Source organism: Roseateles sp. P2_H4 (genome assembly GCF_056403315.1).
Window position 1 is genome coordinate 1 of the sequence record NZ_JBFUFR010000015.1, and the last position, 24,137, is coordinate 24,137.

Sequence of the window (24,137 nt, forward strand, 5' to 3'; positions counted from 1 at the left end):
GCTTGCGGCTCAATGCCGCAAGCATCGCCGTCCCCTCGGGGGACCGATCAGGCTCGCCCGCGTCCAGCGGGGCGAGACTGGGCGAGGGGCCTCAACCCTGGATGTACTGGAACAACGTCATGCGCTGCACCATGGCATAGGTCTTGAGCGCGGTTTCGTAGCCGGTCTGCTGGTTCTGGAAGTCGGAGATGCCCTGGACCATGTCCAGATCCTCGGCGGCGCTCCTCTCCTCGGAGCTGTACTGCTTCAGGGCCGCGAGGCGGGTTTCGGTGCCGTCGAGGTTGTTCAGGCGCTCGCCGACCTGGCTGCGGCCGCTCTGCAGATTGCCCATGACGGCATCGATGTCGCGGATGCTGGCGGTGTTGCTCTGCGTCACCTGCACGGGGGTGCGCAGCGGCGTGTTCAGGTCGGTGATGGCCTTGTCGATGACGTCGAAGACCTTGAGGCCGGTCTTGGAGCCGGCGATGGCGAAGGCGTCGCCGTCGACGGGGGTGCCGGAGATGGTGAAGGCCATGCCGTCGGCCGTGATGGCCTGGCCGGGCTTGAAGGCGCCACTGGTGACGACTGCCCCGAGGTCGGTGTCGGTCAGGGCGTAGGTCTGGTTGGGTGTGGTGCCGGCGATGTCGACGCGGTAGTTGTGGCCGGTCAGCAGCGCGGGGTTGACGGTGCGGCCGGCGTCGATCCAGCCCGAGGCGGGGTTGCCGGTGATGCCGTTGACGAGGGGGCCGCCGCTGACGGGGTCGATCAGCTGCACGACGGGCTTGCCGGTGGCGGGGTCGGTCGTCAGGATGCGTGGCCCGGTCTCGAAGCTGCCGTTGCCGCTGGCGGCCTGCTCCCAGGCGCCGCGACCGTCGACGGTGAGCTGGAAGCTGTCGAGGTTGCCGGTCTGGATGGTGCCGGGCACGCCGATGTAGGCGACGCCGCCGGCCTGGTCCAGGAAGGGCGGCGTGGAGGCGCCCTGGCCGGAGAAGATGAAGCCGCCGGCGCCGTCGGAGCGGTTGGCGATGGACAGCAACTGGTCGCGGATGCCCTTGAGCTTGGTCGCCAGGCCGGCCCGCTCGGCGTCGGAATAGCTGGAATTGCCGGCCGAGACCATGGTTTCGCGGGCCTGCTGCAGCAGTTCGTTGGCGTCGCCCAGGGCCGATTCGGCCAGCGTCATGCTGTTGCGGCTGGCTTCCAGCGCGCGCTGGTTGGCCTCGACGCGGCCGATGGAGGCCAGGGCCCGCTCGGCGCGCGCGGCGCCGGTGGGGTCGTCGCTGGCCATGGCGATGCGCTTGCCCGAGGTCAGTTGCTCCTGCTGGTTCTGCATCGTCGTCTGGCGGCGCTGCAGATTGGCGATGGAGGCGTCGAAGAGGTTGGCGGTTGAAAGTCTCATGGCTTACCTCTGGGCAATCCTCATCAATTCATCGAACAGTGTCTGGGCCGTCTGCAGTACCTTGGCGGCGGCCTGGTAGCCCTGCTGGAACTGCATCAGCCGCGAGGCTTCCTCGTCGAGGTTGACGCCCGCCTGGCCGGCGCGGCTGGACTCGGCGTCGCCGGCGACGTTGGTGGACACGTCGGACAGGTAGTTGGCGCTCTGCACGCGGGCGCCGATGTCGCTCATCGCCGCGGCGTAGGTGTCGTTGATCGTCGAGCCGGGCGTGAAGCCGCCACCGGCCAGCAGCTGGCGGCCGACGAAGGCCTCGCCCTGGATGTTCAGGAAGGCCTTGGCGTTGCCGTTGTTGGTGGCGGTGTAGATGGTCGGGTCGATGGAGATCCGGTCGCCCTGGCGCGGCACGCCGTTGGTGCGCATCTCGAAGCCGAGGTCGATGCCGGCGGCCGGCTGGTTGCCGATGGGCTGGCCGGAGCTCCAGCTCCCCGAAAGCACCGTGCCGTTGGCCAGCGTCAGCGTGTACAGCACGTTGCTCGCATTGGCCGGGTCGGGGCCGCCGAAGTCCAGCGTGATGGGCGCATTGGCCGCGCTGAAGTTCTGGTTGACCGCGTAGATGCTGTCGACGGTGAGGGTGCCCTTGTTGGTGACGGCGGCGGAGGCCGTCAGCGGCGAGGCGGCGGCGATGCCGTTGGGATTGTCCAGCGTGCGCCGCATGTTGACGGCGGCGGAGCCCACGGGCTCGATGAGGAAGCTCTCGCCCGCGGCCGGTGCGGCCGGGCTGAAGGTGATCTTGAAGCCGTCGATGGTGTCGCCGTCGTTGACGGTGCGTACCAGGCCGTCGGACAGCCGTGTCATTTCGTAGACGCCGGGCGTGCTCGAGGTCAGCTTGTAGCTGCTGGCCTGCAGCTGGCTGGCGTCGACGATGCTGGCCGCGACGCCATTGGTGAAGCCACCGCCGGGGTTGCGCTGGTTGCTGGCCGCCGGCAGCACATTGGGCGTGGCGACGCTGAAGATGGCCGCGCCCTTGCCGGGCGGGTTGGACAGGTCCAGGCCCAGCGCGTTCTGCTCGTTGACGCGCGTGCCGATGGCCGCGGCGAGCTGGCCGAGCAGGTTCTTGGCGTCCTGCAGGTCCTTGTTCTGGAAGCTCAGCAGGGCCGTCATCGAGCCGCCAGTCAGCACGCTCTCGTCCAGCGGGCGGGTCTGGCCGCCTTCGTTCAGCGACACCACGGCGCGCGCCGGGTCGTAGGCGTCGGGTGAGACCTGCAGCGACGACGCCTGGTTGCCCAGCACGAGGCGCTGGCCGCCACCGATGAAGACGCCGACGGTCTCGTCGTCGGCCGTCAGCGTCGTGACCGCCACATGCTCGCCGAGCTGGGAGATCAGGCGCTCGCGCTGGTCCAGCAGGTCGTTGGGCGTGTGGCCGCTGCCGCGGGTCTTGGAGATCTGGTCGTTGATGTTGGCGATCTGCTGCGCCAGCTGGTTGACGACGACGACATTGGCCTTGAGGTCGCTGACGACGCCGGCCTGCAGGTCGGTGACCTGCTGGCCGGCGTTGGAGAAGCGCACGGCCAGCTCGTTGGCACGGCCGAGGGCCACCTGGCGGGCGGAGGGGTCGTTGGGGCGGCTGGTCACGTCGACCATGGCGTTCAGGAACTGGCTGGCCGCGTAGCCCAGGCCGTCGGTGCCGGGCGGGAAGATCTTTTCCATGCGCGACAGTTGCTCGGCACGCGTGGAATCGGCCACCGCGGTGGCCTTGGAGGATGCCGCCTCCTTGGTCAGGAACTCGTTGTGCGAGCGCACGACGGTCTGCACGTCGACGCCCTTGCCGAAGAAGCCGGCGCCGGTGTATTGCCCAGGCGACGTGGTCAGCACGACGGACTGGCGCGAATAGCCCGGCGTGTTCGCGTTGGCGATGTTCTGGCCGATGGTCTGCAATGCCGCCTGGTTGGCGAACATCGCGCGGGCGCCGAGGGTGAGCAAGCCTGCCATCTCAGTTCTCCGTTCCGCACTCGCGGCAGTTGCGGTGCATCAGATTTGCGGGCCGAGCGCCGGGCCGCTCCCTAGCCGGCCCGCGCTGGCGATGTGCTTGACGGTCGAACCGGCAAGCATCGCCGTCCCCGCGGGGGACCGACCAAGATTTTTCTTGGGCGAGGGGCTTCATGTCAGGCCAGCATCGTGCTTTGCACGCGCTGGGTGGTTTGGATCGTCTTGGCCAGCTTCTCGGCATAGGCCGGGTCGGTGGCGTAGCCGGCCTGTTGCAGGCCGCGCGCAAAGCCGGCGGCGTTGCCGCTCTGGGCTTGCGCGACGACCTTGGAGTAGCGGTCGTTGCTGCTGATCAGCCTGGCGTAGTCCTTGAAGGCCTCGTCATAGCTGCCATAGGCGCGGAACTTGGCCGTCACCTTGACGGCCTGGCCGTTGATGACCTCGGTGGTCTTCACGTCGACGGTCTTGCCCGTCCACGCTGGCGTGGCCTTGATGCCGAAGACGTTGTGCGAGTTGCTGCCGTCGGCGCCGACGATCTCGCGCTTGCCCCAGCCGCTCTCGTGGGCGGCCTGGGCCACCATGAAGCTGGCCGGGATGCCCGTGGCGGCCGATGCCGCGCGGGCGGCGGCGTCGTGCTTCTGGATGAAGCCCTGCACGTGGTTGGGGATGCCCTTGGTGGCCAGGGCCGGCAGGGCCTGGGCCAGCGTCGTCTGGCTGTTCTTCCTGATGTTTTCGGGCGACAGGTCCTGGACGCCCATCTGGCGCTGCAGCTGCTTCTGGATGGCTTCCGACAGGCCGCCGGGCAGGCCGCTCATCTTGCCGGCGAACTGGGTGTCCAGCATTTCGGTGCCGAGCTGGGTGGCGTTGTTGTCCAGCATGCCGCTGGACAGCGTGGACGCGCGCATGCTCTTCATCACTTCCTGCATGAAGAGCGACTCGAACTGCTTGGCGGTCTCGCGGATGGTGGCCTTGGGATCGCGCGCGGCCTGGGCCTTGAGCCCGTTCAGCGCGTCGACGCTGCCAAGGCTCTGGCCGGAAATGGACTGGAAGCTGTTGGCCATCAGATCACCTCGAGCTCGGCATTCAGGGCGCCCGCACTCTTCATGGCCTGCAGGATCGCGAGCAGATCCTGGGGCGTCGCGCCAAGGGAATTCAGCGCCTTGACGACATCGGCCAGCCGCGCGCCGGCGGCCAGCTGGATGAGGCTGCCGGGCTCCTGGCGGATGGAGATGTCGGCCTTCTCGGCCACCGTCGTCTGCCCACCGGACAGCGCATTGGGCTGGCTGATGATGGGCGTGGAGCTGATGGTCACCGACAGGCTGCCGTGGGCCACGGCGCAGGCCGACAGCGTGACGGCCTGGTTCATGACGATGGAGCCGGTGCGTGCATTGATGACGATGCGGGCGGCCGGCGTGGCCATGTCGATGGCGAGGTTCTCGACATCGGCCAGGAAGCCGACGCGCTCGTCCGGCGTGGCCGGCGCCTTCACGCGCACGACCCGGCCGTCCAGGGCCTGGGCCGTGCCGGCGCCCTTGGCCTTGTTGATGGCCTGGGCCACGGCGCGGGCGGTGGCGTAGTCGCTGCTGTTGAGGTCGAGCTGCAGGGTGTCGCCCTGGGCAATCGGTGTCGGCACCGAGCGCTCGACGAGGGCGCCCGCCGGGATGCGGCCGGCGCTGAGGTGGTTGATCTGCACCTTGGAGCCACCGGCCGATGCACCGGCGCCGCCGACCACCAGGTTGCCCTGGGCGATGGCGTAGATCTGGCCGTCCGCGCCGCGCAGGGGCGTGGCGATCAGCGTGCCGCCGCGCAGGCTCTTGGCGTTGCCGATGGAGGAGACGTTGATGTCCAGCTGCTGGCCGGGCTGGGCGAAGGGCGGCAGCGAGGCCGTCACCATGACGGCGGCGATATTGCGCGGCTGCATCGTGACGCCCTGGGGCAGCAGCACGCCGAACTGCTGCAGCATGGCCRTCAGGCTCTGGCCGGTGAAGGGCGCCTGCGTCGTCTGGTCGCCGGTGCCGTCCAGGCCGACGATGAGGCCGTAGCCCGTCAGCGGATTGGAACGCACGCCGGCGACCGACGCGACCTCCTTGATGCGCGCGGCATGGGCAGGGGCAACGGGCGCCAGCACGACGGCCAGGCTGAGGAGGAGGGCTTGCAGGTACTTCACTCGACCGATTCTGCGGATCCTTGAGCCCGCGAAGCCAACGAAAAGGGCGCGGTCAGCCCCGCTTTTCTGAACCGTCGGTCGTCCTGCGCTGTCGGGCGGGGATTTTTCACGCTGTAAGGCCAAGGCGGTCTGCCCGACCACTCACCACCTGTGAGCACTGAGGCGCCCAGTCAGCACAGCAACCCCTCTTCCACCATCCTTTTGGAGACCGATATGACACGCCTTTCCCTGCTGACCCTGGTGCTGGCCACCTCCCTCGCCGCCGTCTCGGCACCCGCCCAGGCCCAAGGCCTGACCCGCGAACAGGTCAAGATGGAGCGCGACACCTTCCTGGCGTTGATGCGCTGGGACGAACTGACCGGCATGTGGGTGCTGAAGTCCGGCATGGAGCCGCCCAAGGGCGTCATGTCGCGTGCCGAGGTGCTGGCCATGCGCGACCAGTTCCTGCGCATGAATGTCTACGACGACACCGTCGGCAGCTGGGTGCCGATCAAGGCGCCGCGCGACATGAGCACGCTGACGCGCGAGCAGGTCAATATGGAGACGCTGCGCTTCCTGATGATGTACCGCTACGACGAGCAGCGGAACGAATGGATCAGCAAGATGCGCTGAGCCACTCACGGCCCGCGTTCGCCTCAGGAATGCCCGACCGCCCGGTCGGGCATTTTGCTGTGGGCCACCAGCAAGCTCCTGCTCAGCTTTGTCCCAACTGACGTGACATCCTGTCAATCCCGATCCCAGACCGCCGCCAGCGTGCCGCGAAGTCGTTGTGATCGGCGCATGTGGGCGAAACTAGTTCACGTTTACCGGGATTTCCCGCCGTTTGCGGGCGTTTCAGCGAAATTCCGGCTTTCTGGCACCCCGAATCGCAGGGGTTGATGACAGGTTTCTGAATGTGTCTGTCGGTAAAGTTTTGCTTACCGATCCGAGCTGCATTCGTTTGCAAGACCTGCCATGCCTCCGCCCCTCGAACCGTTGACCCTGGTTCATGTCGTCTTTTCCTCCCGCATTGCGGGGGGTGAGCGGCATTGCATCGATCTCGCCAACGCCCAGGCCGCCCTGGGTCACCGCGTCCACGTCATCGGCACGGCCGGTTCGGCCGTCGCCGGCGCACTGGCGTCCGGCGTGCAGTTCCATGGCCTGGCCCTGCCGCTGATGCGCGGCTGGCGTGTCGCTGCGCTGGCCCGCCGCCTGGGTGCGGACGTCTGCCATGGCCACCTCGGCCCGGCCTGCAAGGCCGTCGCCCATGCCCGTCGCTCGGCGCGCATCGGCACGCTGCACGTCGGCTACAAGGCCCATCACCATGCGCGCCTGGACGGCCTCGTCTGCGTCAACCGCGCCCAGCACGAAAGCCTGCCGGAAGGCGGTGCGCTGGCCAACCTCATCTACAACTGGGCGCCCGAACGCGACGCCGCGGCCGCGGCACGGCATACCGACCTGCGCGCCGAACTGGGCCTGGCGCCCAGCCAGCTGCTGGTCGGCAGCGTGGGCCGACTGCACCGCAGCAAGGGCATGGACCTGCTGATCGCCGCCTTCAAGGCGCATGCGCCGGCCGACGCCGTGCTGGCCATCCTGGGCGAAGGCCCGGATGAGGCGGCCCTGAAGGCACTGGCGGCGGGCGATCCGCGCGTGCGCCTGCTGGGTTACCGCAGCGATGTCGACCAAGCGCTGAAGTCCTTCGATCTCTTCGTGTCGCCGTCGCGCGAGGAGGCCTTCCCGCTCGCCATCCTGGAAGCCATGCGCGCCGGCCGGCCGGTGCTGTCCACGGCAACCCAAGGGCCGCAGGAGATGCTGGCCGGTCAGCCCGCCCGTCTCGTGCCGGTGGGCGACGCCAACGCCCTGGGCCACGCCGTCGCCGAGGAACTGGCGCGGCTGCGCCGCCTGACGCCGCAGGAGCGCGGGGTGCGCTATGCCACGGCCGCCTACGACCGCGCCAACGCCGTTGCCCGCACGCTGGGTTTCTATCGCGACGTGATGCTCCACCAGGCAGCCCAGGCCAAGGGCTTCGACGACGGGGAAGAGGGCTACGCCGCCTGGCACGTTTGATGTTGAAGCCGCCACGCACCGACTTCTGGCAGGTCGGCATCGTTCCTGTTCCCGTCGAGGACATCGACGCCCACCGGCTGAGCGCCGTGCGCGAGCGCATCACCTGGCTGCCCGGTGCCGGCCGCTGGCGCTATCTGGCCGACCCTTTCGGCCTGGTGCGGGGCGACGCCCTGCATGTCTTCGTCGAGGCCTTCGACTACCGCGTCAAGCGGGCCACCATCGAACGCCACGAATTCGGCCTGGACGACCTGGCCTGGCGCGGGCAGGCCACGGTGCTGGACAAGCCCTTCCACCTGTCCTACCCGCAAGTCTTCGAGCACGACGGCGAGACCTGGATGGTGCCGGAGAGCTACCAGGCCGGCGAGATCGCCCTCTACCGCGCCACCGACGGCTCCCTTAACCATTGGGAGCGCGAGTGCGCGCTGCTGGGCCGCCTGCCCGGTGCCGACGCCTCCCTCATCGAGCACCAGGGCAGCTGGTGGATGTTCTACACCCTGGTCGGGCCCGGCGCGCGCGACCAGCGGGAACTGCATATCGCGCATGCGCCGGCCCTGGTCGGCCCGTGGACGCCGCTGGCCGCCAACCCGGTGCGCGTCAACCGCGAGGGCGCCCGCCCGGCCGGCCGCCCCTTCATCGGCCGTGACGGCGTGCTGACCCTGCCCGTACAGGACAGTTCGGCCGGCTATGGCAGCGCGACGCGGCTGCTGCGCTTTCCCAGGCTGACGCCCGAGCATGTCGAGATCGAAGCCGGCACCGAGCGTCTGACCGGCGACCTGGCCAGCGACAGCCACACCGCGGGCCTGCACACCTTGACGGGCTGTGGTGGCTTCACCCTCATCGATGTGAAGCGCATCGACCGCTCGCGCGGCAGGCAATGGCTGGACTTGAAGCGCCGGCTGAGGCGAGTCATCGGCGGCTAGCAAACCGGGGCTTGTTATGTGTATTGTGTGTGTAATACACTAATACGCATGCCCAGCCCCCAGGCTTTCTTCGACATCCAGCCGCAACTGGCCACGCCCATCTACCGCCAGGTGGTGGAGCAGGTGCAGCGCCGCGTCGCCGGCGGCCAGCTCCGCCCTGGCGACGAGTTGCCCAGCGTGCGGGCCGTCGCCGAGCGGCATGCCATCAACCCCATGACCGTCAGCAAGGCCTACAGCCTGCTGGAGGCCGAAGGCTTGCTGGAGCGGCGCCGTGGCGTCGGCATGGTGGTGGCCGCCGGTGTGCAGGCCGCGGGTGCTTCGGCCGACCGCATGGCCCTGCTGGCGCCGGCCCTGCAGATGGCCGCGCGCCAGGCCCTGCAGCTCGGCATCGCGCCCGAGGCGGCCCTGGCGGCCTTCGAGCTGGCGCTGCAACAAACCCCCCAGGAGGACACCCCGACATGAGCCCCGCACTCGAAGCCCGCCAGCTCTGCCTGGACGTCCAAGAGCAGCAGTGGAGCGTGGCGCGGCCGCGCCTGCTGGACCATATCGACTTCGCCATCCCCGAGGGCGCCGTCGTCGGCCTCGTGGGCCGCAACGGCGCCGGCAAGAGCACGCTGATGCGCTGCCTGCTGGGGCTGACGACGCCGAGCTCGGGCGAGTCCCGCCTGCTCGGCGCGCCCAGCCGCGACCTGCCCGATGCGGTGCTGGAGCGCCTGGGCTATGCGGCCCAGACGCCCGACCTGTTCCCGCGCCTGACCGGGCTGGAACATCTGGAGGAAATGGCGGCGGTCTATCCAGACTTGAACCTGGCCGACGCCGGCCTGCTCGCGGCCCGGCTGGACCTGAGCCTGGGCAAGCGGGCGTCGTCGCTGTCCCTGGGCGACCAGCAGAAGCTCGCCGTCGTGCTGGCGCTGGCCCACGACCCCGACCTGCTGCTGCTGGACGAGCCGGTCGCCAGCCTCGACCCGATCTCCCGGCGCGACTTCATGCGCGCGCTGTTCGCGCTGCGCCGCAAGCCGGCGCCACGCACGGTGCTGGTCTCCAGCCACCTGCTCAGCGACCTGGAGCGTGTCGTCAGCCATGTGATGTTTCTGCGTGAAGGCCGGCTGCAGCTCTTCGTCGAATGGGACGAGGCGGTCGAGCACCTGCGCAGCCTGCCCAGCCCCGAGCAGCCGTTGCAACTGCGGGCGGGCGAACTGCACTGGACGCAGGGCCAGCTGCTGGTGGATGCGCGCCAGCATCGCGAGGCTGCCGCCTTGCCGGCCCTGGGCATGGAAGACCTGCTGGAGCTGCTCAACTCATGAAGCTGGTCAATGTCTCTGCCGCACGCCGCCGCCGGGCCGCGGCCGAGGAGCGCTACCTCGGCCCGACCCTGCTGCTGCCCAGCATCGCCTCACTGTTCGGCATCCTGCTGGCCTGGGCGATGGGGGTCTCCGGCATCGCCAGCAGCGCGCCGCTGGAGGTCGTCTCCGCCATCCAGGCGCTGTTGACGCTGTTCGGCGCGGCGGTGATTGCCGGCACGCAAGCGGCCAATGCGGGCTGCTGGCGGCGTCGCGTGGCGCCCTCGGCGGCCGCCCGGCGGGTGCGCCAGGTCTTGTTGAAGATGCTGAGCCGCCTCGCCGCCCGCGCGCTGGCGGGCCCGCTGGTGATGGTGGCCAGCCTCGCGTGGTTGCGCCCAGGCTGGGACCTGCTGGGCATGGCCGCCGAGGTGCTGCTGGTGCTGGCCGCCGCGCTGCTCGTCGGCGCGCTGCTGGGCGCCGGCCTGCAGCGCCGGGCCTTGGCCTGGCTCGCCGCCGTGCAGCGCCCGCGGTCGGCTTCGGCATGGCGTTGGAAGGGCGGCTGGCGACGCTGGCGTCATGTGGCGACCCCGCACGAGATCGCCACCAACGTGCGCGGCACTACGCTGTGGATGTGGTTCCTGCTGCCCCAGGCGCTGATGCAGGCGCCGCAATGGCGCTTCCATGCCTGGGGCAAGACCCTGTCCAGCGGCGCGGACCTGGCCTGGGCAGGCTTGTGGATGCTGCTGCTCGGCCTGTTCGTCAACGCCGTCGTCGTCGGCCCGCCGCTGCATTGGCGGGCGCGGTTGGCGCCACGCGGGTCGTCGGCTGCCGGCTGGGCGCGCCGCATGGTGGCGGGCTCGATGCTGAATGCGATCGCCTGGATGTCGGCCGTGATGGCTTTGAGCATGGCCGTCAGCCCGGCCGACGTGCGTGCCGTGCAGCTGAGCGCCTGGGCGCCGGTGATGTCCGACGTGCTGCTGGCCATGACCTGGATCCTGTGGATGCGCGGCCTGCGCAACAACGGCTTCGCGCAGGTGTTGGCAGGCCTGGCCCTGGCGATGGTCAGCGTGCTGCTGCTGGGCGCGGTGTTGGCGTCGGGCGGGGTGCCGCAGCGCGGCCTGGCCTTGCTGGCCATCGAGATGACGCTCGCGCTGGCCTTTGCGGTGGCCGCGCAACGCGCATGGTCGCGGCAGGACCTGAACCGGCTCGCGCAGCCGTCCTGACGCCATACTTGGAGGGCATCGCACTCGGGCCCTCCTGCATGAACTTCGCCGACCGCATCACCGCCGCCGCCGCGGCCCTGGAGCTCCAGGTCATCGCCTGGCGGCGCGATCTTCACCAGCATCCCGAGCTGGGGAACCGCGAGTTCCGCACCGCCGCCGTCGTCGCCGAACATCTGCGCAACCTGGGCTTCGACGAGGTCAGGACCGGCGTCGCCCACACCGGTGTCGTCGGCCTGCTCAAGGGCGGCCGGCCCGGCGGCGTCGTGGCGCTGCGCGCCGACATGGACGGCCTGCCCGTCACCGAGGAGGTGGAGCTGCCCTTCGCGTCCAAGGCCCGTGCGGTCTGGAACGGCGAGGAGGTCGGCGTCATGCATGCCTGCGGCCATGACTGCCATGTCGCCATCCTGATGGGCGTGGCCAGCATCCTGGCCGGGCTGCGCGATGACATCCCCGGCACGGTCAAGTTCATCTTCCAGCCGGCCGAGGAGATGCCGCCCGAGGGCGAGGAGGGCGGCGCGGCGCTGATGATCAAGGAGGGCGTGCTGGAGAGTCCGACGCCCAGCGCCATCTTCGGACTGCACGTCACGTCGCGCCAGCAGGCCGGCGTCATCGGCTACCGGCCGGGGCCGACGATGGCCAGCAGCGACAAGCTCAAGATCACCGTGCAGGGCAAGCAGACCCATGGCGCGGCGCCCTGGCTGGGCATCGATCCCATCGTCACGTCGGCCCAGATCGTGCTGGGCCTGCAGACCATCGTCAGCCGCACGCTGGACCTGAACCGCGAACCCGCGGTCGTCACCATCGGCGCCATCAAGGGCGGCGTGCGCGAGAACATCATCCCGGACACGGTAGAGATGCGCGGCACCATCCGCAGCTTCGACGAAGGCATGCGCGAGGCCATCCACGAGCGCGTCACGCAGCTGGCCGAGGGCATCTCGGCGGCGTCACGCGCTTCATGCAAGGTCTGCATCACGCGCAACTACCCGGTCACGCGCAACGACCCGGTGCTGACCGAGCAGATGGTGCCGACGCTGACCCGCGTGGCCAGCACCGGCCCGCGGCCCATGGGCATCGAGGTGGTGCCCAAGGCGACAGGCGCGGAGGACTTCTCCTTCTTCCAGCGCCTGATCCCCGGCCTGTTTTTCTTCGTCGGCGTCACGCCGCCGGAGATCGAGCCGAGCAAGGCCTATTCGAACCACTCGCCGCGCTTCATCGTCGATGAGCGCGGCCTGGAGGTGGGCGTCAGGGCCCTGGCCAACCTGGCCGTGGACTACCTGGCCAGCAAGGCGGGGTGATCAGCTCGGCGCGAGGTTGAGGAAGAAGCGCGACAGCCAGCCCACGGCATGCGCGTCCGCCGCGGCGCCGCGTCCGCGCTGCTCGATGCGCACATTGGCGACCGAGGTCGAGGCGACGGCATTGCCCTGGGCGATCATGCGCGGGTCCACCTGGCCGGAGAAGCGCAGCACGTCGACATTGCGGTTCACGCCGATCTGCTTCTCGCCGCTGATCATCAGATGGCCGTTGGGCAGCACGCCGGTCACGACGGCCGTGATGGCGCCGGTGAACTCGTTGGTGTTCTGGTTGCTGCCCTTGCCCTTGTTGTCATTGGCCGATGTGGCCTCGGCGCTGGCGCGGCCGAAGGCCTTGGGCGAGATGCCCGGCACCGCCGTGATGCCGGCGGACAGGCTGCCCGTCTTGCTCAGCTCGCTGGTGCTGGTCTGCGACGCCGACACGCGCTCGGTGATGTTGATGGTCAGCGTGTCGCCGACGAGGCGGGCACGGTGGTCCTCGAACAGCGGACGGTAGCTGGCCGACTGGTAGATGGCGCCGTTGCTCGCGGCCATGGGCTGCGTCGCCGGCAGGTTGACGACCGGCGTGGCGGCCATCTCCACATGCGGCTCGGGGTAGGGCGTCGCACAGCCGGCGAGCAGGAGGGGGAGGGCAATCAGGGCGAGGTACTTCATGGCGCGCCTTAAAACTTAGATCTGGGCCAGCTTCTGCAGCATCTGGTCGGAGGTCTGAACGGCCTTGGAGTTCAACTCGTAGGCGCGTTGGGTCTGGATCATCTGCACCAGTTCTTCGACGACATTGACGTTGGACGTCTCGACGAAGCCCTGCTGCAGTGCGCCGATGCCGTTGTTGTTGGGTGCGCCGGTGTTGGGCGTGCCGCTGGCGGCCGTCTCGGTGAACAGGTTCTGGCCCTTGGGGTCCAGGCCGGCCGGGTTCACGAAAGTGGCCAGCTGCAGTTGGCCGACGGTCTGCGCCGCGGCCTGGCCGGGCAGCGTGACGCTGACGGTGCCGTCGTTGCCGATGGTCAGGCTCTGCGCGTTGGCGGGAATGGTGATGCCCGGCAGCAGCGTGTAGCCGTTGTTGGTGACCATCTGGCCATTGGCATTGAGCTGGAACGAGCCGTCGCGTGTGTAGGCAGTCGTGCCGTCGGGCTGCTGGATCTGGAAGAAGCCGTCGCCCTTGATGGCCAGGTCCAGGTTGTTGCTGGTCTGCTGCAGATTGCCCTGGGTGTAGATGCGCGCGGTGGCCACCGGGCGCACGCCCAGGCCGACCTGCAGGCCGGTGGGCAGCGTGGTCTGGTCGGTGCTGTTGGCACCGGCCTGGCGCATGTTCTGGTAGATCAGGTCCTCGAAGACGGCGTGCGAACGCTTGTAGCCATTGGTGGCCACGTTGGCGAGGTTGTGCGAGATGTTGTCCAGCTGGGTCTGCTGGGCTTCCATGCCGGTCTTGGCGATCCAGAGCGAGCGCATCATGGCTTGGGTTCCTTAAGTGCTGCCGAGCAGCTTGGCCGATTGCTGACCCTGGGTCTGGGCAATCTGCAGCAGCTTCATCTGCTGCTCGAATTGGCGGCCGGCGGCGATCATGGCGACCATGGTCTCGACCGGGCTGACGTTGCTGCCTTCCAGCGCACCGTCCTGCAGGCGCGCTGCCTGGTTGGCGGGCAGGTCGCCATCCGCGGCGCGGAACAGGCCGTCGTCGCCACGCGTGAGCTGGTTGGCCGCTTCGGGCGTGACGAGCTTGAGCCGGCCCACCGTGGTCGGCTTCTGGTTGGGTGCCTTGGCGCTGACCGTGCCGTCGCTGCCGATGGTCAGTTCGCTGTTGGGCGGCACATTGATCGGGCCACCGTCGCCCAGCACCGGCATGCCGTTGCGCATGACGAGCAGGCCCTCGGCGTTGACGTCCAGCGAGCCGGCGCGGGTGTAGGCCTCGGTGCCGTCGTTGGCCTGCACGGCCAGCCAGGCGTTGCCCTGCATGGCGACGTCGAGGTTGCGGCCGGTCGGTGTCAGCGGGCCCTGGGCGTCGTTGTAGCCGATGGTGGTTTCCAGCGCGTAGGCGCGCGTGGACGCACCGTCGCCGCGCACCGGCACGGCGCGGAAGGCCTGCAGCTCGGCGCGGAAGCCGTTGGTCGTCACGTTGGCGAKGTTGTGCGAGAGCACGTCCTGCCGCTGCATGGCCGCCTTGGCGCCGGCCATCGAGAGGTAGATCATGCGGTCCATCGCGCGTCCTCGCCTTCAGTCGTTAGCGCAGATTCACGATCGTCTGCAGGACCTGGTCCTGCGTCTTGATCGTCTGCGCATTGGCCTGGTAGGCACGCTGGGCCGTCACCATGTTGACGAGCTCGGCGGTCAGGTCGACGTTGCTTTCCTCCAGCGCGCCGGACTGCAGCGCACCCATATTGCCGTCGCCCGGCACGCCGACGACGGCGTCACCCGAGGCCACCGTGCGGATCCAGACGTTGCCGCCCATGGTCTGCAGGCCCTGCGGGTTGCGGAAGCTGGCGAGCTCGACCTGGCCGGCCGGCTTGCTCTGGCCGTTGGAATAGCGGGCCTGGACGATGCCGTCGTTGGCCACCTGGATGCCGGTCAGCTGGCCCGGGGCATAGCCGTCCTGGGTCAGGGCGGTCACCGCGAAGCTGCTGCCGTTCTCGGTCGCACCCGTCAGGTCGAGCTGGATGCCGGCAATGGCCAGCGTCGGGTTGCCGCGCGTGCTGGTGCCGGCCGGCACGGGCATGGAGATCGTGCCGGGCGGTGTCGTTGCGCTGCCGGCGATGGCGGAAGGCGCGCCACCGGTGGGCGGGAAGGTGATGGTGGTGTAGGGCGTCGTCGGGTTGCCGTTGGCATCCAGCGCGATGGCGTTGCCGGACGCGTCGGTGTCGAAGGGCGTGCCGTTGGCCGTCGCGTAGACGTTCCAGACGTCGTTGGGCGGCACCGCGCCGCTGGGGTCGGCCGCGCGCTGGAAGTAGAAGGTCACGGCGACGTCCTGGCCCTTGGCGTCGTAGGTCGTCATGGACGTCGCGTTGTTGTAGGTCGTGCTGTCCTTCAGGTCCATGCCCGTGCCAGCGCCACCGCCGGGGGCGGTGGTCTTCAGGCGGGAGTCGAGGTTGAACTCCATCGAGACCTTGGTCGTCACGGCGGGCGGGATGCCGCCGGTGGGCAGTTGCAGCGGCTGGGCCGTGCCGGGCTGGATGACACCGGCGCCATTGGCCGGGTAGCCCATCAGCTTGAGGCCGTCGTTGTTGACGATGAAGCCATCCTTGCTGACCTTGAACTGGCCGTTGCGGGTGTAACGCGTCGGGTTCACGCCATCGCTGACCTGGAAGAAGCCGCCGCCGTTGATGGCGAGGTCCATGGGGTTCTCGGTGGTCGTGATGTTGCCCTGCGTGAACTGCTGGGCGACGGACTGCAGGCTGGTGCCGATGCCGATCTGGTTGGCACCGGCGCCGTTCAGCGCGGCCGCGTAGACGTCGGAGAACTCGGCCCGCGAGCTCTTGGCCCCGAAGGTGCCGGAGTTGGCGATGTTGTTGCCGATGACGTCCAGGTTCTTGGAGGCGGCGTTGAGCCCGGAAAGGCCTTGCTGGAAGCTCATGAGGGAGTCCTTGCTGTCGTGCGGGGAGTGATCAGTTGACCGAGGAGACGGCCGTGTAGTCCAYGGGGCCGAGGCGTTCGAGATTGAGCTTGAGGCTGCCGTTCTCGCTGTAGACGGCTTCCACCTTGTCGTGGGCGTAGAGCGTCGGCGTGACGGCCTTGGCGCCGTTGGTGGCCGTGATGCGGTACTTGAGCTCGGTGCCGTCGGCCGCCTTGCTGCCGGCGGGCCAGGAGAAGGTCTGGCGGCCCGAACCCTGGGCGCCGAGCTGCACGGTGTCGATGACGTTGCCTGCACCGCCGAGGATCTCGAGCTTGACGGTCTGGGCCGCGCCGTCGAGCTCGTAGCTGCCTTCGGCGACGCCGCTCTGGACCTGGATCTTGTCGCTGGGCACGCTGACCTCGCGGCCCACCAGCGAGATGGATTGCAGGGCCTGCATCTGGCCCAGTTGTGACCCCAGGCCCTTGATGCTGGTGTCCAGAGTGGACAGGCTGGTCACCTGCTGGATCTGCGCCATCTGGCTCGTCACCTGGGCGTTGTCCATCGGGTTGAGCGGGTCCTGGTTGTTCATCTGCGCGACGAGCAGCTTCAGGAAGCGATCCTGGGTCTCGGCGGCGTTCTTGGCCGAGGTGGTCGGCGTGCTCGTCGAGCTGCCGTTGAGTGCGGTGATGTCCATCAGCTTTGACCCAGTTGGAGCGTCTTGAGCAGCAGGTTCTTGGCCGTGCTCATGACTTCGATGTTGTTCTGGTAGGAACGCGAGGCCGAGATCATGTTGACCATCTCTTCCACCGGGTTCACGTTGGAATAGGTCACATAGCCGTCGGCATCGGCCTGCGGATGCTTGGGGTCGTGCACGCGACGACCGGGGGTCTGGTCTTCGCTGATATTGGTCACGCGCACGCCGGCGGCGCCGCTGTCGTTGCCCGCGCCCATCAGCTGGGTCTGGAAGACGACCTGGCGCGCCTTGTAGGCCTGGCCATCCGGGCCGGCCACGGTGTCGGCATTGGCCAGGTTGCTGGCGACGACGTTGAGGCGCTGGCTCTGCGCGCTGACCGCGCTGCCGGCGACGTGAAAGATCTGGAACATGGACATGATTCAGTCCTCCATCAGCTCTGGTTGTGCGACTTCATCGCGTCCAGCGTCGTGCGCACGGACGAGTTGATGAAACGCAGCGTCGCTTCGTACTTCACCGAGTTGTCGGCGAAGCTGGCGCGCTCGCGGTCCATGTCGACGCCGTTGCTGTCCAGGCTGGTCTGGGACTGCAGCGCGTAATCCTTGCCGCTCTCGCCGCGTGCACCGGCCAGCGGGGCGATATGGCCGCGCTGCGTCGCCTGCAGGGCGCCGTTGGTGGCGACTTCGCCGGTCGCTTCACGCAGCGCCTTGGCGAAATCCATGTCGCGGGCCTGGTAGCCCGGCGTGTCGGCGTTGGCGATGTTGCTGGCGAGCTGGCGCTGACGCTCCGCCCGGAGCTGGAGCGCCTGGGTCTGGAAGTTCAGCGTGTCTGTAAGTCGGTTCAACATCTGGGGCCTCTTTCGAGGTGCAGGGCCGGGATGGCTCTTGCGCAAATTGTCTGAAGCAGGCCAGAAAACATGAGCGGGATTAACGGGGCCAAAGCCGCTCAATTCCGACCTAGGGGCGGCCACTCCCATCTCTAGAGTGGCGGCCATGCTCCGTGCCACCCTGCTCCTCGTCTGCCTGCTCGCTGCCCTGCCTGGGCGGGCGCAGACCGTGCTCGATCCGGCGCTGCTGGAGCGCGTGCGCGTGCTGGCCGAAACGGCCGCGCGTGCCGCCGCCCCCCCCAATACCCGCGTCGCCGTCGAGATCGGCGCCCTGGATGCCCGCCTGCGCCTGGCCCCCTGCCAGCAGGTCCAGCCCTATCTGCCAGCCGGCATGGCCGTCTGGGGCAAGAGCCGCATCGGCCTGCGCTGCACGGACGGCGCCGCGCGCTGGAATGTGACGCTGCCGGTGCGGGTCGCCGTCTTCGGCCGCGCCGTGGTCGCCAACGGCCCCTTGCCGGCGGGCGTGAATTTGTCTCAAGAACAACTGGCCCTGGCCGATATTGACATCGCAGCCGAACCTGGCGCTGTCTTCACCGATCCGGCCTTGCTGATCGGGCGTACGCTGGCGCGCCCGCTCGGCGCCGCCGAGGCGGTGCGCGCGCCGGCGCTGAAGTCGCGCCAGTGGTTTGCCGCCGGAGAGACCGTCCAGGTCCGCGTGGCGGGTGAGGGATTTGCCGTCGCCTCCGAGGCCCAGGCCCTGTCGGCCGGCATCGAGGGCCAGGAGGTCAGGGTGAGGTTTGAAAGTGGCCGCGTTGCCAGCGGCCGGGCCGTCGCCGAACGCCGCGTGGATGTGTTGCTGTGAGCAAACTGCCACGAATCGCAACAACTGGCCGGAAAAACCGGCCAGTTCCCGCTCAAGTTCCTAGGCCAGGGGCCGATACAGGGGGAAACTCCCCTGCAATGCCCTCTGCGGGGCCCGCCCCGCACCCTGGAGAAGCTCATGAAGATCGGTAACAGCCCAGAAGGCAGCGTCAGCCCGCCCAAGGCCGAACGGCCTGCCCCGCGCAAGGCCGAGACCGCCTCCGCGACCGACGTCGTCCGTCAGACCGCCCAGGCCGCCACCTCGGCGCCCAGCGCCCAGGTCGACATTTCCAGCACCGCCAAGCTCGCCGCCAGTGGTGGCGCCGACGATGGCAGCTTCGACGCCGCCAAGGTCGCCCGCATCTCCCAGGCCATCAGTGAGGGTAAGTTCACGGTCAATGCAGACGCGATCGCGGACAAGCTGGTCTCGAATGCGCAAGAATTGCTGGACAGCCGCGTCAACAAGCATTGAACAAGCACTGAACCCATGACCGCCATCGCTCCGTCCACTCTCGGCACCGAACTCGAACAGCCTCTGTTGGCTGTCGAGGCCGCGTTGAACCAGCTCGGCGACGCGCTGGCCCGCCGTGACGCCGCGGCCATCGAACAGCATGCGGCCGAGTTGCACCAGCATCTGGCCCGCGCCGTGCAGAGCTTCAGCGAAGCCGCCCGCACCGGCAGCGTGCCCAGTGCCCTGCGCAACCGCCTCGTGCGTGCCGGTGGCCTGCTGGCCGCCCAGCGCGAAGCCCTGGCCCGCGGCAACGCCTCGCTGGACCGTGCGTTGGACGTGCTGATCCCGAGCGAGCCCACCGGCCTCTACGGTGCCGGCGGCAAGGCAGAGCGCCGCAGCGTTGGCGGTGGCAGCTACCAGGCCTGAGCGACTTCGAATGAAAGAAGCCACCTTGCGAGGTGGCTTTTTTGTGCCCGATCGGTCGGGAAGGCCAAAAGAAAAGCGGCCCCCCAGGGCCGCTTGTCATTGCGCAAGGCGCTGTTTACTTGGCAGCCAGGGCGGTGGCGCGGCGTGCGACCGGGGCCGGGAAGTCGCCCAGTTCGCGAGCGGCATTTTCGCCATGGTCGGCGGCCAGGGCAGCGGTCTGCTCGGTTTGCAGTTCCGTCGCCTTGACCATCAGGATGGCCTGGCGGGGCAGCTTGGTCGTCGCGACGGCGGCGCTCTTGGCGGCGGCCGGTGCCGTCACTTCGATGCCCTTCTCGCCTTGGAGGGCGGCCAGTTCACCGTTGTTGCGGGCGGCCACGAGGTCGGCGATGACGGCTTCGCGGGTGGTCTGGGCGGAGGCAGCACCGGCGGCGATCAGCAGGGCGGTGGCGAAAACGGTAGACAGCTTGCTCATGATGATTTCCTTCAAGTTCCGTGGCGGGTTGTTCCGCCTGGTTTGCTTGGGCATCGCGACCGCGGTGTCCATGGGTTGAACTGTAGGCAGCTCGCCTCAGTAGAAACACCAGTAACCGAGCAATGCGTCGTTCCCAAAAGGAAAACAATCATCGGCGGCTGTTTGCCGTCATGCCGAAAAAAGAGGGAATTGCCGAGGCCCGGCGGAACTCAGCGGGTTGCCGCCTGGCGCACCTTGTCCAGATAGGTGTGGCCGTCCGGCGGCAGGCCGCTGCGTTGCGAGGCCCAGATCATTTCGCCCAGCGCCTCCATGGCCACGTGGTGGGCGTCATGGCGGGAATTGCGCTTGGCCGCCAGCAGGTCGATGGCCTGGCGGATGCCGGAGGGCTGGTCGATGGCGTGCTGCTCGGTGATGGTCAGGTGCATGGACAGGTGCAGGAAGGGGTTGGTGCGGCCTTCCTCGACCGTGTAGACCTTGTCCAGCGCGGCGGCCTCGTCGGCGAGTTCCTCGTGGTACTCGGGGTGCTCGGCGATCCAGTCGGCCGCGATGGCCTCCATGGGGATCAACGGCGCGCCGTCGCGCCATTTGCGATACGTGGCGCAGAAGAAGCGGCGGACTTCGAGCTGGGAGGGAGCGAACATGGCGCGATTGTCGCCGCCGGCCTCAATCCAGTCGGCCTGCCAGGGCTTGCAGCGCGGCCAGCGCGCCCATCGCGATACCGATGCCCAGCGACGCGGCGACGGCCGGCTCGCGCGGGTTCAGGCGCAGGATCTGGCCGCCATGATGGACGGCCACGTGCTGGCTGAAATGGCGCACCGAGGGCACCGCCGTGCCGGCGCCGATCTCGATGACGACCGGGCGTTCGGCCTGCGCCAGCCAGCGGGCCAGGCGAGCTTCCTGCGCGTCGTAGCGGTCGGCGATCCATCCCCAGTCGCCGAACATCAGCAGGTTGGGCCGCAGCAGCCCGCCACAGCCGGGGCAGGCCGGCAATTCGCCCAGCCAGCGGCACTCGGCCTCGTCGATCTGTGGCTCGAGACCCTCGGCCGGCAGCGGCGCCTGGCCGCAGCCGCGCAGGCATTGCAGCCAATGCAGCGAACCGTGGCATTCGTGGAGAGGGGCAGCGTCGAAACCGGCGCGCTGGAACTGACCGTCGACATTGCTCGTGAACACCGCCAGGCCCTGCGGCAGGCGTTCACCCCAGCGCTGCAGCAGGCCGAAGCCGGCATGCGGCACGGTGCGCCGGTACAGCGCCAGGCGGTGGCCGTAGAAGCCCCAGGCTAGCCGCGGGTCGGTCTCGAAGGTGCGAGGCGACGCGACCGTGGTGAAGTCCAGCCCCGCGCGGCCCAGGGCCGGGTAGGCGCGCCAGAAACCCTCGCGGCCGCGGAAGTCCGGCAGGCCGGAGTCGACACCCATGCCGGCGTCGGCGGCGATGACCAGGGCGTCGGCCTGGGTGATCAGCTCGGCGGCCTGGTCCAGCGCCTCCTTCATGAGGATGCGTCGGCGTCCTGCCTGTCCCAGCCGCCGCGCTGGGCCTTGCGGTGGGCGTCCTCGGCCTCGCGTTCGGCGGCGATCAACTGCTCGAACTGCTGGCGGCCCAGTCGGGCGGCGGCGATCAGCGCGCCCTCGTCGCCCTGCAGCGGCACCATGGTGTTGAGCACGTCGATGTTGTGGCGCCTGAAGCGCATGGCCTGGCGGCGTGCGGCGTGCGGCTCCATGCCGGTCAGCTCCAGCACGCTGCGCGCGCTCATCAGCGCGGCGTCGAAGGTCTCGCGCTCGATGTGGCGCACGCCGGCTTCGTGCAGCTGGTAGTAGTGCTGCACATTGCGCGCCCGGGCGACGACGGTGAGTTGCGGGAAGTGTTCGCGCGCCAGCTCGGCGATCTCGACGCTCTGCGCGATGTCGTCGATGGCGATGACGAGGATGCGCCCCGTCGCTGCCCCGGCCGTCTTGAGCATGTCCAGGCGCGTCGCGTCGCCGTAGTAGACCGTCCAGTCGAAGCGGCGCAGGCTCTCGATGGCCTCGGAGTCATGGTCCAGCACGGTGGCTTCCAACCCATTGGCGCGCAGCATGCGGGCGACGACCTGGCCATAGCGGCCGCTGCCGGCAATGATGATGGGCGAGGGCGGCGGCGGCGTGGCCTCGGCGCGCTTCTTGAGGCCGCGGCGGGCGAGCTTCTGCGACATCAGCCGGTCGCCGCCGGTCAGCAGCAGTGGCGTCAGCGCGAGGGACAGTGCGACGGCCGCGACCAAGGCCGAGTTCTGCACCGCGCTGATCATGCCCTCGCTCTGCGCGAGCTGGAAGACGACGAAGCCGAACTCGCCGCCCTGGGCCAGCAGGATGACGAAGGCCGGCCGCTCCACCAGCGGGATCTTCATCGCCTTGGACATCGCAACGAGGACRAAGATCTTGCAGCCCAGCAGGGCCAGCACGAGCAGGGCCACGAAACCCGGCTGGGCCGCCACGGCCTTCAAGTCCAGCCCCATGCCGACTGCGATGAAGAACAGTCCAAGCAGCAAGCCCTTGAAGGGCTCCAGGTCGGTCTCCAGCTCGCGGCGGTATTCGCTTTCGGCCAGCAGCACGCCGGCGAGGAAGGCGCCCAGGGCCATGGACAGGCCGACCAGTTGCATCAGGGCCGCCGTGCCCAGCACCAGCAGCAGGGCCGCGGCGGTAAAGATCTCGGGCGTCTTGCTGTGGGCAATCCAGCGCAGGGCGGGCCGCAGCAGCAGGCGGCCGCCGAAGATGATGACGACGATGGCGCCCACGGCCTTGGCGCCGGCCAGCCAGGTGCGGCCATCGCCGTCGTCCGACGTTCCGCTTAGGGCCAGCACCGGCACCAGGGCCAGCACGGGGATGGCGGCGATGTCCTGCAGCAGCGCCACCGAAAGGATGCTTTCTCCCGCCGTCGTGCGGCCGAGATTGCGCTCGGCCAGCACCGCGAGTGCGACGGCGGTGGATGACATCGCCAGGCCCAGGCTGACGACGACGGCGAGTCGCCAGGGGTAGCCGAGAGCGAGGCCGACAAAGGTCAGCGCCGCCGCACAGCCCAGCAACTGCACACTGCCCCAGCCGAAGATCGGCCGGCGCATGGCCCACAAGCGCTTGGGCTCCAGCTCCAGGCCGACGAGGAAGAGCATCAGCACGACGCCGAGTTCGGCGACTTCCGGGATGGCCGTGGATTCAGGGATGAGGCCGAGCACCGCCGGGCCGATCAGCAGGCCTGCGACCAGGTAGCCGAGGATGGAGCCCAGCCTGAGATAGCGGGCCAGCGGCACTGCCAGCACCGCGGCGGCGAGGAAGACGAGGGGCAGTTGCAGCCAGGCGCCGTGGGTCATTCGGCACCCCCGATCGTCGAGAACAGCGGCGGCCTTTCGTCCAGCGCCACGGCCTCCTCGTCGCCGACCTCCGGCGCCGCGAGGTCATGGCACCACTCGGGGTAGTGCGCCAGCCGCTTCACGAACAACTCGGCATGCGCGGTGATCTCGGCGTCTGTCGCGCGGTGGGCGGCGTGCAGGATCTGCGGCGGCAGATAGTGCATGCCGCAGGTCTTGGCCGACTGCTGGTAGGGCAGCAGGAACTCTTCGATGGGGTGATGGTTGTGGCCACCGGGCGCATAGGCCTCGGCACCGCCGCCGGTGGAGGCCACCAGCCAGAAATCCTTGCCATGCAGGGCCGTGCCGCCCGGGCCATAGGCCCAGCCCAGGCGTGGCACTTCGTCCAGCCAGAGCTTTTGCAGGGCGGGCATGCTGTACCAGTAGATGGGATGCAGCATGACGACCAGACGCGCCGCTTCGAGGGCGCGCTGCTCGGCGTCGATGTGGATGTGGAAGTCGGGGTAGAGGCGATAGAGGTCGCGCAACTCGACCCGGTCGGCCGCGGGCGAAGCGCGCAGTGCGTCGAGCACGGTGCGGGTCGCGTGGGAGCGGGCGAGGTCGGGATGGGCGGCGAGGACGAGGATGTCGCGGGCGTTGGCGTCGGGCATGGCCCGCGAGGTTAACTTGCTCCTAGAACTTGAAGCTCAGTCCCACTTCCGCCTTCTGCTGCGTGAAGCGGTCGCCGTCGCTGCGGCGCGAGCCGTAGCGGTTGTATTCAACGGTGGCTGACAACTGCGGTGAGAGCTTCCACTCCAGGCCGCTGCCGAACATGGGCCGCACGAAGGACTCGCGATCGGTGTGGCCCAGCGAGTCGCTGGCCTTCAGCCGGTTCAAGGCCAGGCCGACCTTGCCGAAGAGCGCGAAGGAATCGCCGAGCGAGGTGGTGGCTCTTGCGGCCAGGTAGGTGACGCTGGTGGACATCTTCAGCTGGTAGGGAGAACCTGGCGTGGGGTCGGTGGCGTGGTAGCGGCCGAAGGCGCCGTAGCCCAGCTCGGCCGCCCAGGTGGGCGTGAACTGCAGCCCGGCGTACAGCTTCATCGCATGCGGTTTGTTGTCGTTGGCCACGTCATGGCCGTTGATGTTGAAGTTCGCCTCGCCGGGGGTGGTGAGGTTGAAGCCGACGTAGGGGTCGGCGGCATGCGCGCAGCAAGTGGCCAGCGCGGCAACGGTGAGGAACAGCACAGCTTTCAAACA

Annotated in this window: 27 protein-coding genes; 10 read left to right on the forward strand and 17 right to left on the reverse strand. The window is 68.8% G+C overall.

The genetic code is table 11. The features are described 5' to 3' along the window. Positions 1–91: 91 nt before the first annotated feature. The 4 genes from flgL to AC1DW3_RS12865 form a co-directional block, all read right to left on the reverse strand. On the reverse strand, positions 92–1,375 hold the full coding sequence (flgL, locus tag AC1DW3_RS12850; protein WP_477931707.1) for a flagellar hook-associated protein FlgL: 1,284 nt from the start codon (positions 1,373–1,375) through the stop codon (positions 92–94). 3 nt (positions 1,376–1,378) lie between these two features. Beyond that, the gene (flgK, locus tag AC1DW3_RS12855; RefSeq protein ID WP_477931708.1) at positions 1,379–3,361 is read right to left on the reverse strand and encodes a flagellar hook-associated protein FlgK; all 1,983 of its coding nucleotides are present in this window, start codon (positions 3,359–3,361) and stop codon (positions 1,379–1,381) included. A 173-nt stretch (positions 3,362–3,534) separates the two neighbouring features. After that, positions 3,535–4,416 (reverse strand): flagellar assembly peptidoglycan hydrolase FlgJ, encoded by an 882-nt coding sequence (gene flgJ, locus AC1DW3_RS12860; RefSeq protein WP_477931709.1) that lies wholly within the window; start codon positions 4,414–4,416, stop codon positions 3,535–3,537. Next, on the reverse strand, positions 4,416–5,522 hold the full coding sequence (locus AC1DW3_RS12865) for a flagellar basal body P-ring protein FlgI (RefSeq protein ID WP_477931710.1): 1,107 nt from the start codon (positions 5,520–5,522) through the stop codon (positions 4,416–4,418). The genes flgJ and AC1DW3_RS12865 overlap by 1 nt, the downstream gene beginning before the upstream one ends. Positions 5,523–5,735: 213 nt before the next feature. Here AC1DW3_RS12865 and AC1DW3_RS12870 point away from each other — a divergent pair, with 213 nt between their 5' ends. The 7 genes from AC1DW3_RS12870 (at position 5,736) to AC1DW3_RS12900 (ending at position 12,286) form a co-directional block, all read left to right on the forward strand. After that, positions 5,736–6,134 carry a hypothetical protein gene (locus tag AC1DW3_RS12870; RefSeq protein ID WP_477931711.1) on the forward strand — a complete coding sequence of 133 codons (399 nt, stop codon included), beginning with the start codon at positions 5,736–5,738 and terminating at the stop codon, positions 6,132–6,134. A 342-nt stretch (positions 6,135–6,476) separates the two neighbouring features. Then, positions 6,477–7,568 carry a glycosyltransferase gene (locus tag AC1DW3_RS12875; RefSeq protein ID WP_477931712.1) on the forward strand — a complete coding sequence of 364 codons (1,092 nt, stop codon included), beginning with the start codon at positions 6,477–6,479 and terminating at the stop codon, positions 7,566–7,568. After that, on the forward strand, positions 7,568–8,488 hold the full coding sequence (locus AC1DW3_RS12880) for a glucosamine inositolphosphorylceramide transferase family protein (RefSeq protein WP_477931713.1): 921 nt from the start codon (positions 7,568–7,570) through the stop codon (positions 8,486–8,488). The genes AC1DW3_RS12875 and AC1DW3_RS12880 overlap by 1 nt, the downstream gene beginning before the upstream one ends. Positions 8,489–8,536: 48 nt before the next feature. After that, positions 8,537–8,950: a GntR family transcriptional regulator gene (locus tag AC1DW3_RS12885; RefSeq protein WP_477931714.1), complete on the forward strand. Its 414-nt coding sequence runs from the start codon at positions 8,537–8,539 to the stop codon at positions 8,948–8,950. Continuing rightward, a complete protein-coding gene (locus AC1DW3_RS12890) occupies positions 8,947–9,792 on the forward strand; it encodes an ABC transporter ATP-binding protein (RefSeq protein WP_477931715.1) in 846 nt (281 codons plus the stop codon). Before AC1DW3_RS12885 ends, AC1DW3_RS12890 begins: the two co-directional genes overlap by 4 nt. Beyond that, positions 9,789–10,991 carry a hypothetical protein gene (locus AC1DW3_RS12895; protein ID WP_477931716.1) on the forward strand — a complete coding sequence of 401 codons (1,203 nt, stop codon included), beginning with the start codon at positions 9,789–9,791 and terminating at the stop codon, positions 10,989–10,991. The genes AC1DW3_RS12890 and AC1DW3_RS12895 overlap by 4 nt, the downstream gene beginning before the upstream one ends. 38 nt (positions 10,992–11,029) lie before the next feature. After that, positions 11,030–12,286: an amidohydrolase gene (locus AC1DW3_RS12900; RefSeq protein WP_477931717.1), complete on the forward strand. Its 1,257-nt coding sequence runs from the start codon at positions 11,030–11,032 to the stop codon at positions 12,284–12,286. Here the strand turns inward: AC1DW3_RS12900 and AC1DW3_RS12905 are convergent, their stop codons facing one another. From AC1DW3_RS12905 to flgB, 7 genes are read right to left on the reverse strand one after another with little or no spacing between them, the layout of a single operon-like run. After that, positions 12,287–12,955 carry a flagellar basal body L-ring protein FlgH gene (locus tag AC1DW3_RS12905; RefSeq protein WP_477931718.1) on the reverse strand — a complete coding sequence of 223 codons (669 nt, stop codon included), beginning with the start codon at positions 12,953–12,955 and terminating at the stop codon, positions 12,287–12,289. It abuts the gene before it with no gap. Between the two features lie 15 nt (positions 12,956–12,970). Continuing rightward, positions 12,971–13,753, reverse strand: a complete 783-nt coding sequence (gene flgG, locus AC1DW3_RS12910; protein WP_477931719.1) for a flagellar basal-body rod protein FlgG — start codon at positions 13,751–13,753, stop codon at positions 12,971–12,973. Positions 13,754–13,765: 12 nt separating this feature from the next. Next, a complete protein-coding gene (gene flgF / locus AC1DW3_RS12915; protein WP_477931720.1) occupies positions 13,766–14,497 on the reverse strand; it encodes a flagellar basal-body rod protein FlgF in 732 nt (243 codons plus the stop codon). Positions 14,498–14,519: 22 nt separating this feature from the next. Further along, a complete protein-coding gene (gene flgE, locus AC1DW3_RS12920) occupies positions 14,520–15,866 on the reverse strand; it encodes a flagellar hook protein FlgE (RefSeq protein WP_477931721.1) in 1,347 nt (448 codons plus the stop codon). A gap of 31 nt (positions 15,867–15,897) precedes the next feature. Next, entirely contained in the window at positions 15,898–16,539 is a 642-nt protein-coding gene (locus AC1DW3_RS12925) for a flagellar hook assembly protein FlgD (RefSeq protein WP_477931722.1), read from the reverse strand. Continuing rightward, on the reverse strand, positions 16,539–16,955 hold the full coding sequence (flgC, locus tag AC1DW3_RS12930; RefSeq protein ID WP_477931723.1) for a flagellar basal body rod protein FlgC: 417 nt from the start codon (positions 16,953–16,955) through the stop codon (positions 16,539–16,541). Before flgC ends, AC1DW3_RS12925 begins: the two co-directional genes overlap by 1 nt. A 14-nt stretch (positions 16,956–16,969) precedes the next feature. Continuing rightward, positions 16,970–17,383: a flagellar basal body rod protein FlgB gene (gene flgB, locus AC1DW3_RS12935; RefSeq protein ID WP_477931724.1), complete on the reverse strand. Its 414-nt coding sequence runs from the start codon at positions 17,381–17,383 to the stop codon at positions 16,970–16,972. A gap of 145 nt (positions 17,384–17,528) precedes the next feature. Between flgB and flgA the strand changes: the two genes are divergently transcribed. From flgA to AC1DW3_RS12950, 3 genes are all read left to right on the forward strand, one after another. Then, the gene (flgA, locus tag AC1DW3_RS12940) at positions 17,529–18,224 is read left to right on the forward strand and encodes a flagellar basal body P-ring formation chaperone FlgA (RefSeq protein WP_477931725.1); all 696 of its coding nucleotides are present in this window, start codon (positions 17,529–17,531) and stop codon (positions 18,222–18,224) included. 138 nt (positions 18,225–18,362) lie between these two features. Then, positions 18,363–18,695 (forward strand): flagellar biosynthesis anti-sigma factor FlgM, encoded by a 333-nt coding sequence (gene flgM, locus AC1DW3_RS12945; protein WP_477931726.1) that lies wholly within the window; start codon positions 18,363–18,365, stop codon positions 18,693–18,695. A gap of 15 nt (positions 18,696–18,710) precedes the next feature. Beyond that, complete coding sequence (locus tag AC1DW3_RS12950; RefSeq protein WP_477931727.1) at positions 18,711–19,100, forward strand: hypothetical protein; 390 nt, start codon at positions 18,711–18,713, stop codon at positions 19,098–19,100. Between the two features lie 115 nt (positions 19,101–19,215). On the opposite strand, the gene AC1DW3_RS12955 is transcribed toward AC1DW3_RS12950, so the two are convergent. The 6 genes from AC1DW3_RS12955 to AC1DW3_RS12980 form a co-directional block, all read right to left on the reverse strand. Then, on the reverse strand, positions 19,216–19,572 hold the full coding sequence (locus AC1DW3_RS12955) for a hypothetical protein (RefSeq protein WP_477931728.1): 357 nt from the start codon (positions 19,570–19,572) through the stop codon (positions 19,216–19,218). Between the two features lie 209 nt (positions 19,573–19,781). Further along, on the reverse strand, positions 19,782–20,213 hold the full coding sequence (locus tag AC1DW3_RS12960; protein ID WP_477931729.1) for a DUF1841 family protein: 432 nt from the start codon (positions 20,211–20,213) through the stop codon (positions 19,782–19,784). Between the two features lie 22 nt (positions 20,214–20,235). Next, positions 20,236–21,060 carry an SIR2 family NAD-dependent protein deacylase gene (locus AC1DW3_RS12965; protein WP_477931730.1) on the reverse strand — a complete coding sequence of 275 codons (825 nt, stop codon included), beginning with the start codon at positions 21,058–21,060 and terminating at the stop codon, positions 20,236–20,238. After that, the gene (gene kefC, locus AC1DW3_RS12970; RefSeq protein ID WP_477931731.1) at positions 21,057–22,904 is read right to left on the reverse strand and encodes a glutathione-regulated potassium-efflux system protein KefC; all 1,848 of its coding nucleotides are present in this window, start codon (positions 22,902–22,904) and stop codon (positions 21,057–21,059) included. The genes AC1DW3_RS12965 and kefC overlap by 4 nt, the downstream gene beginning before the upstream one ends. Further along, entirely contained in the window at positions 22,901–23,551 is a 651-nt protein-coding gene (kefF, locus tag AC1DW3_RS12975; protein WP_477931732.1) for a glutathione-regulated potassium-efflux system oxidoreductase KefF, read from the reverse strand. The genes kefC and kefF overlap by 4 nt, the downstream gene beginning before the upstream one ends. 22 nt (positions 23,552–23,573) lie before the next feature. Further along, positions 23,574–24,125, reverse strand: a complete 552-nt coding sequence (locus AC1DW3_RS12980) for an outer membrane beta-barrel protein (protein ID WP_477931828.1) — start codon at positions 24,123–24,125, stop codon at positions 23,574–23,576. Between the last annotated feature and the right edge of the window lie 12 nt (positions 24,126–24,137).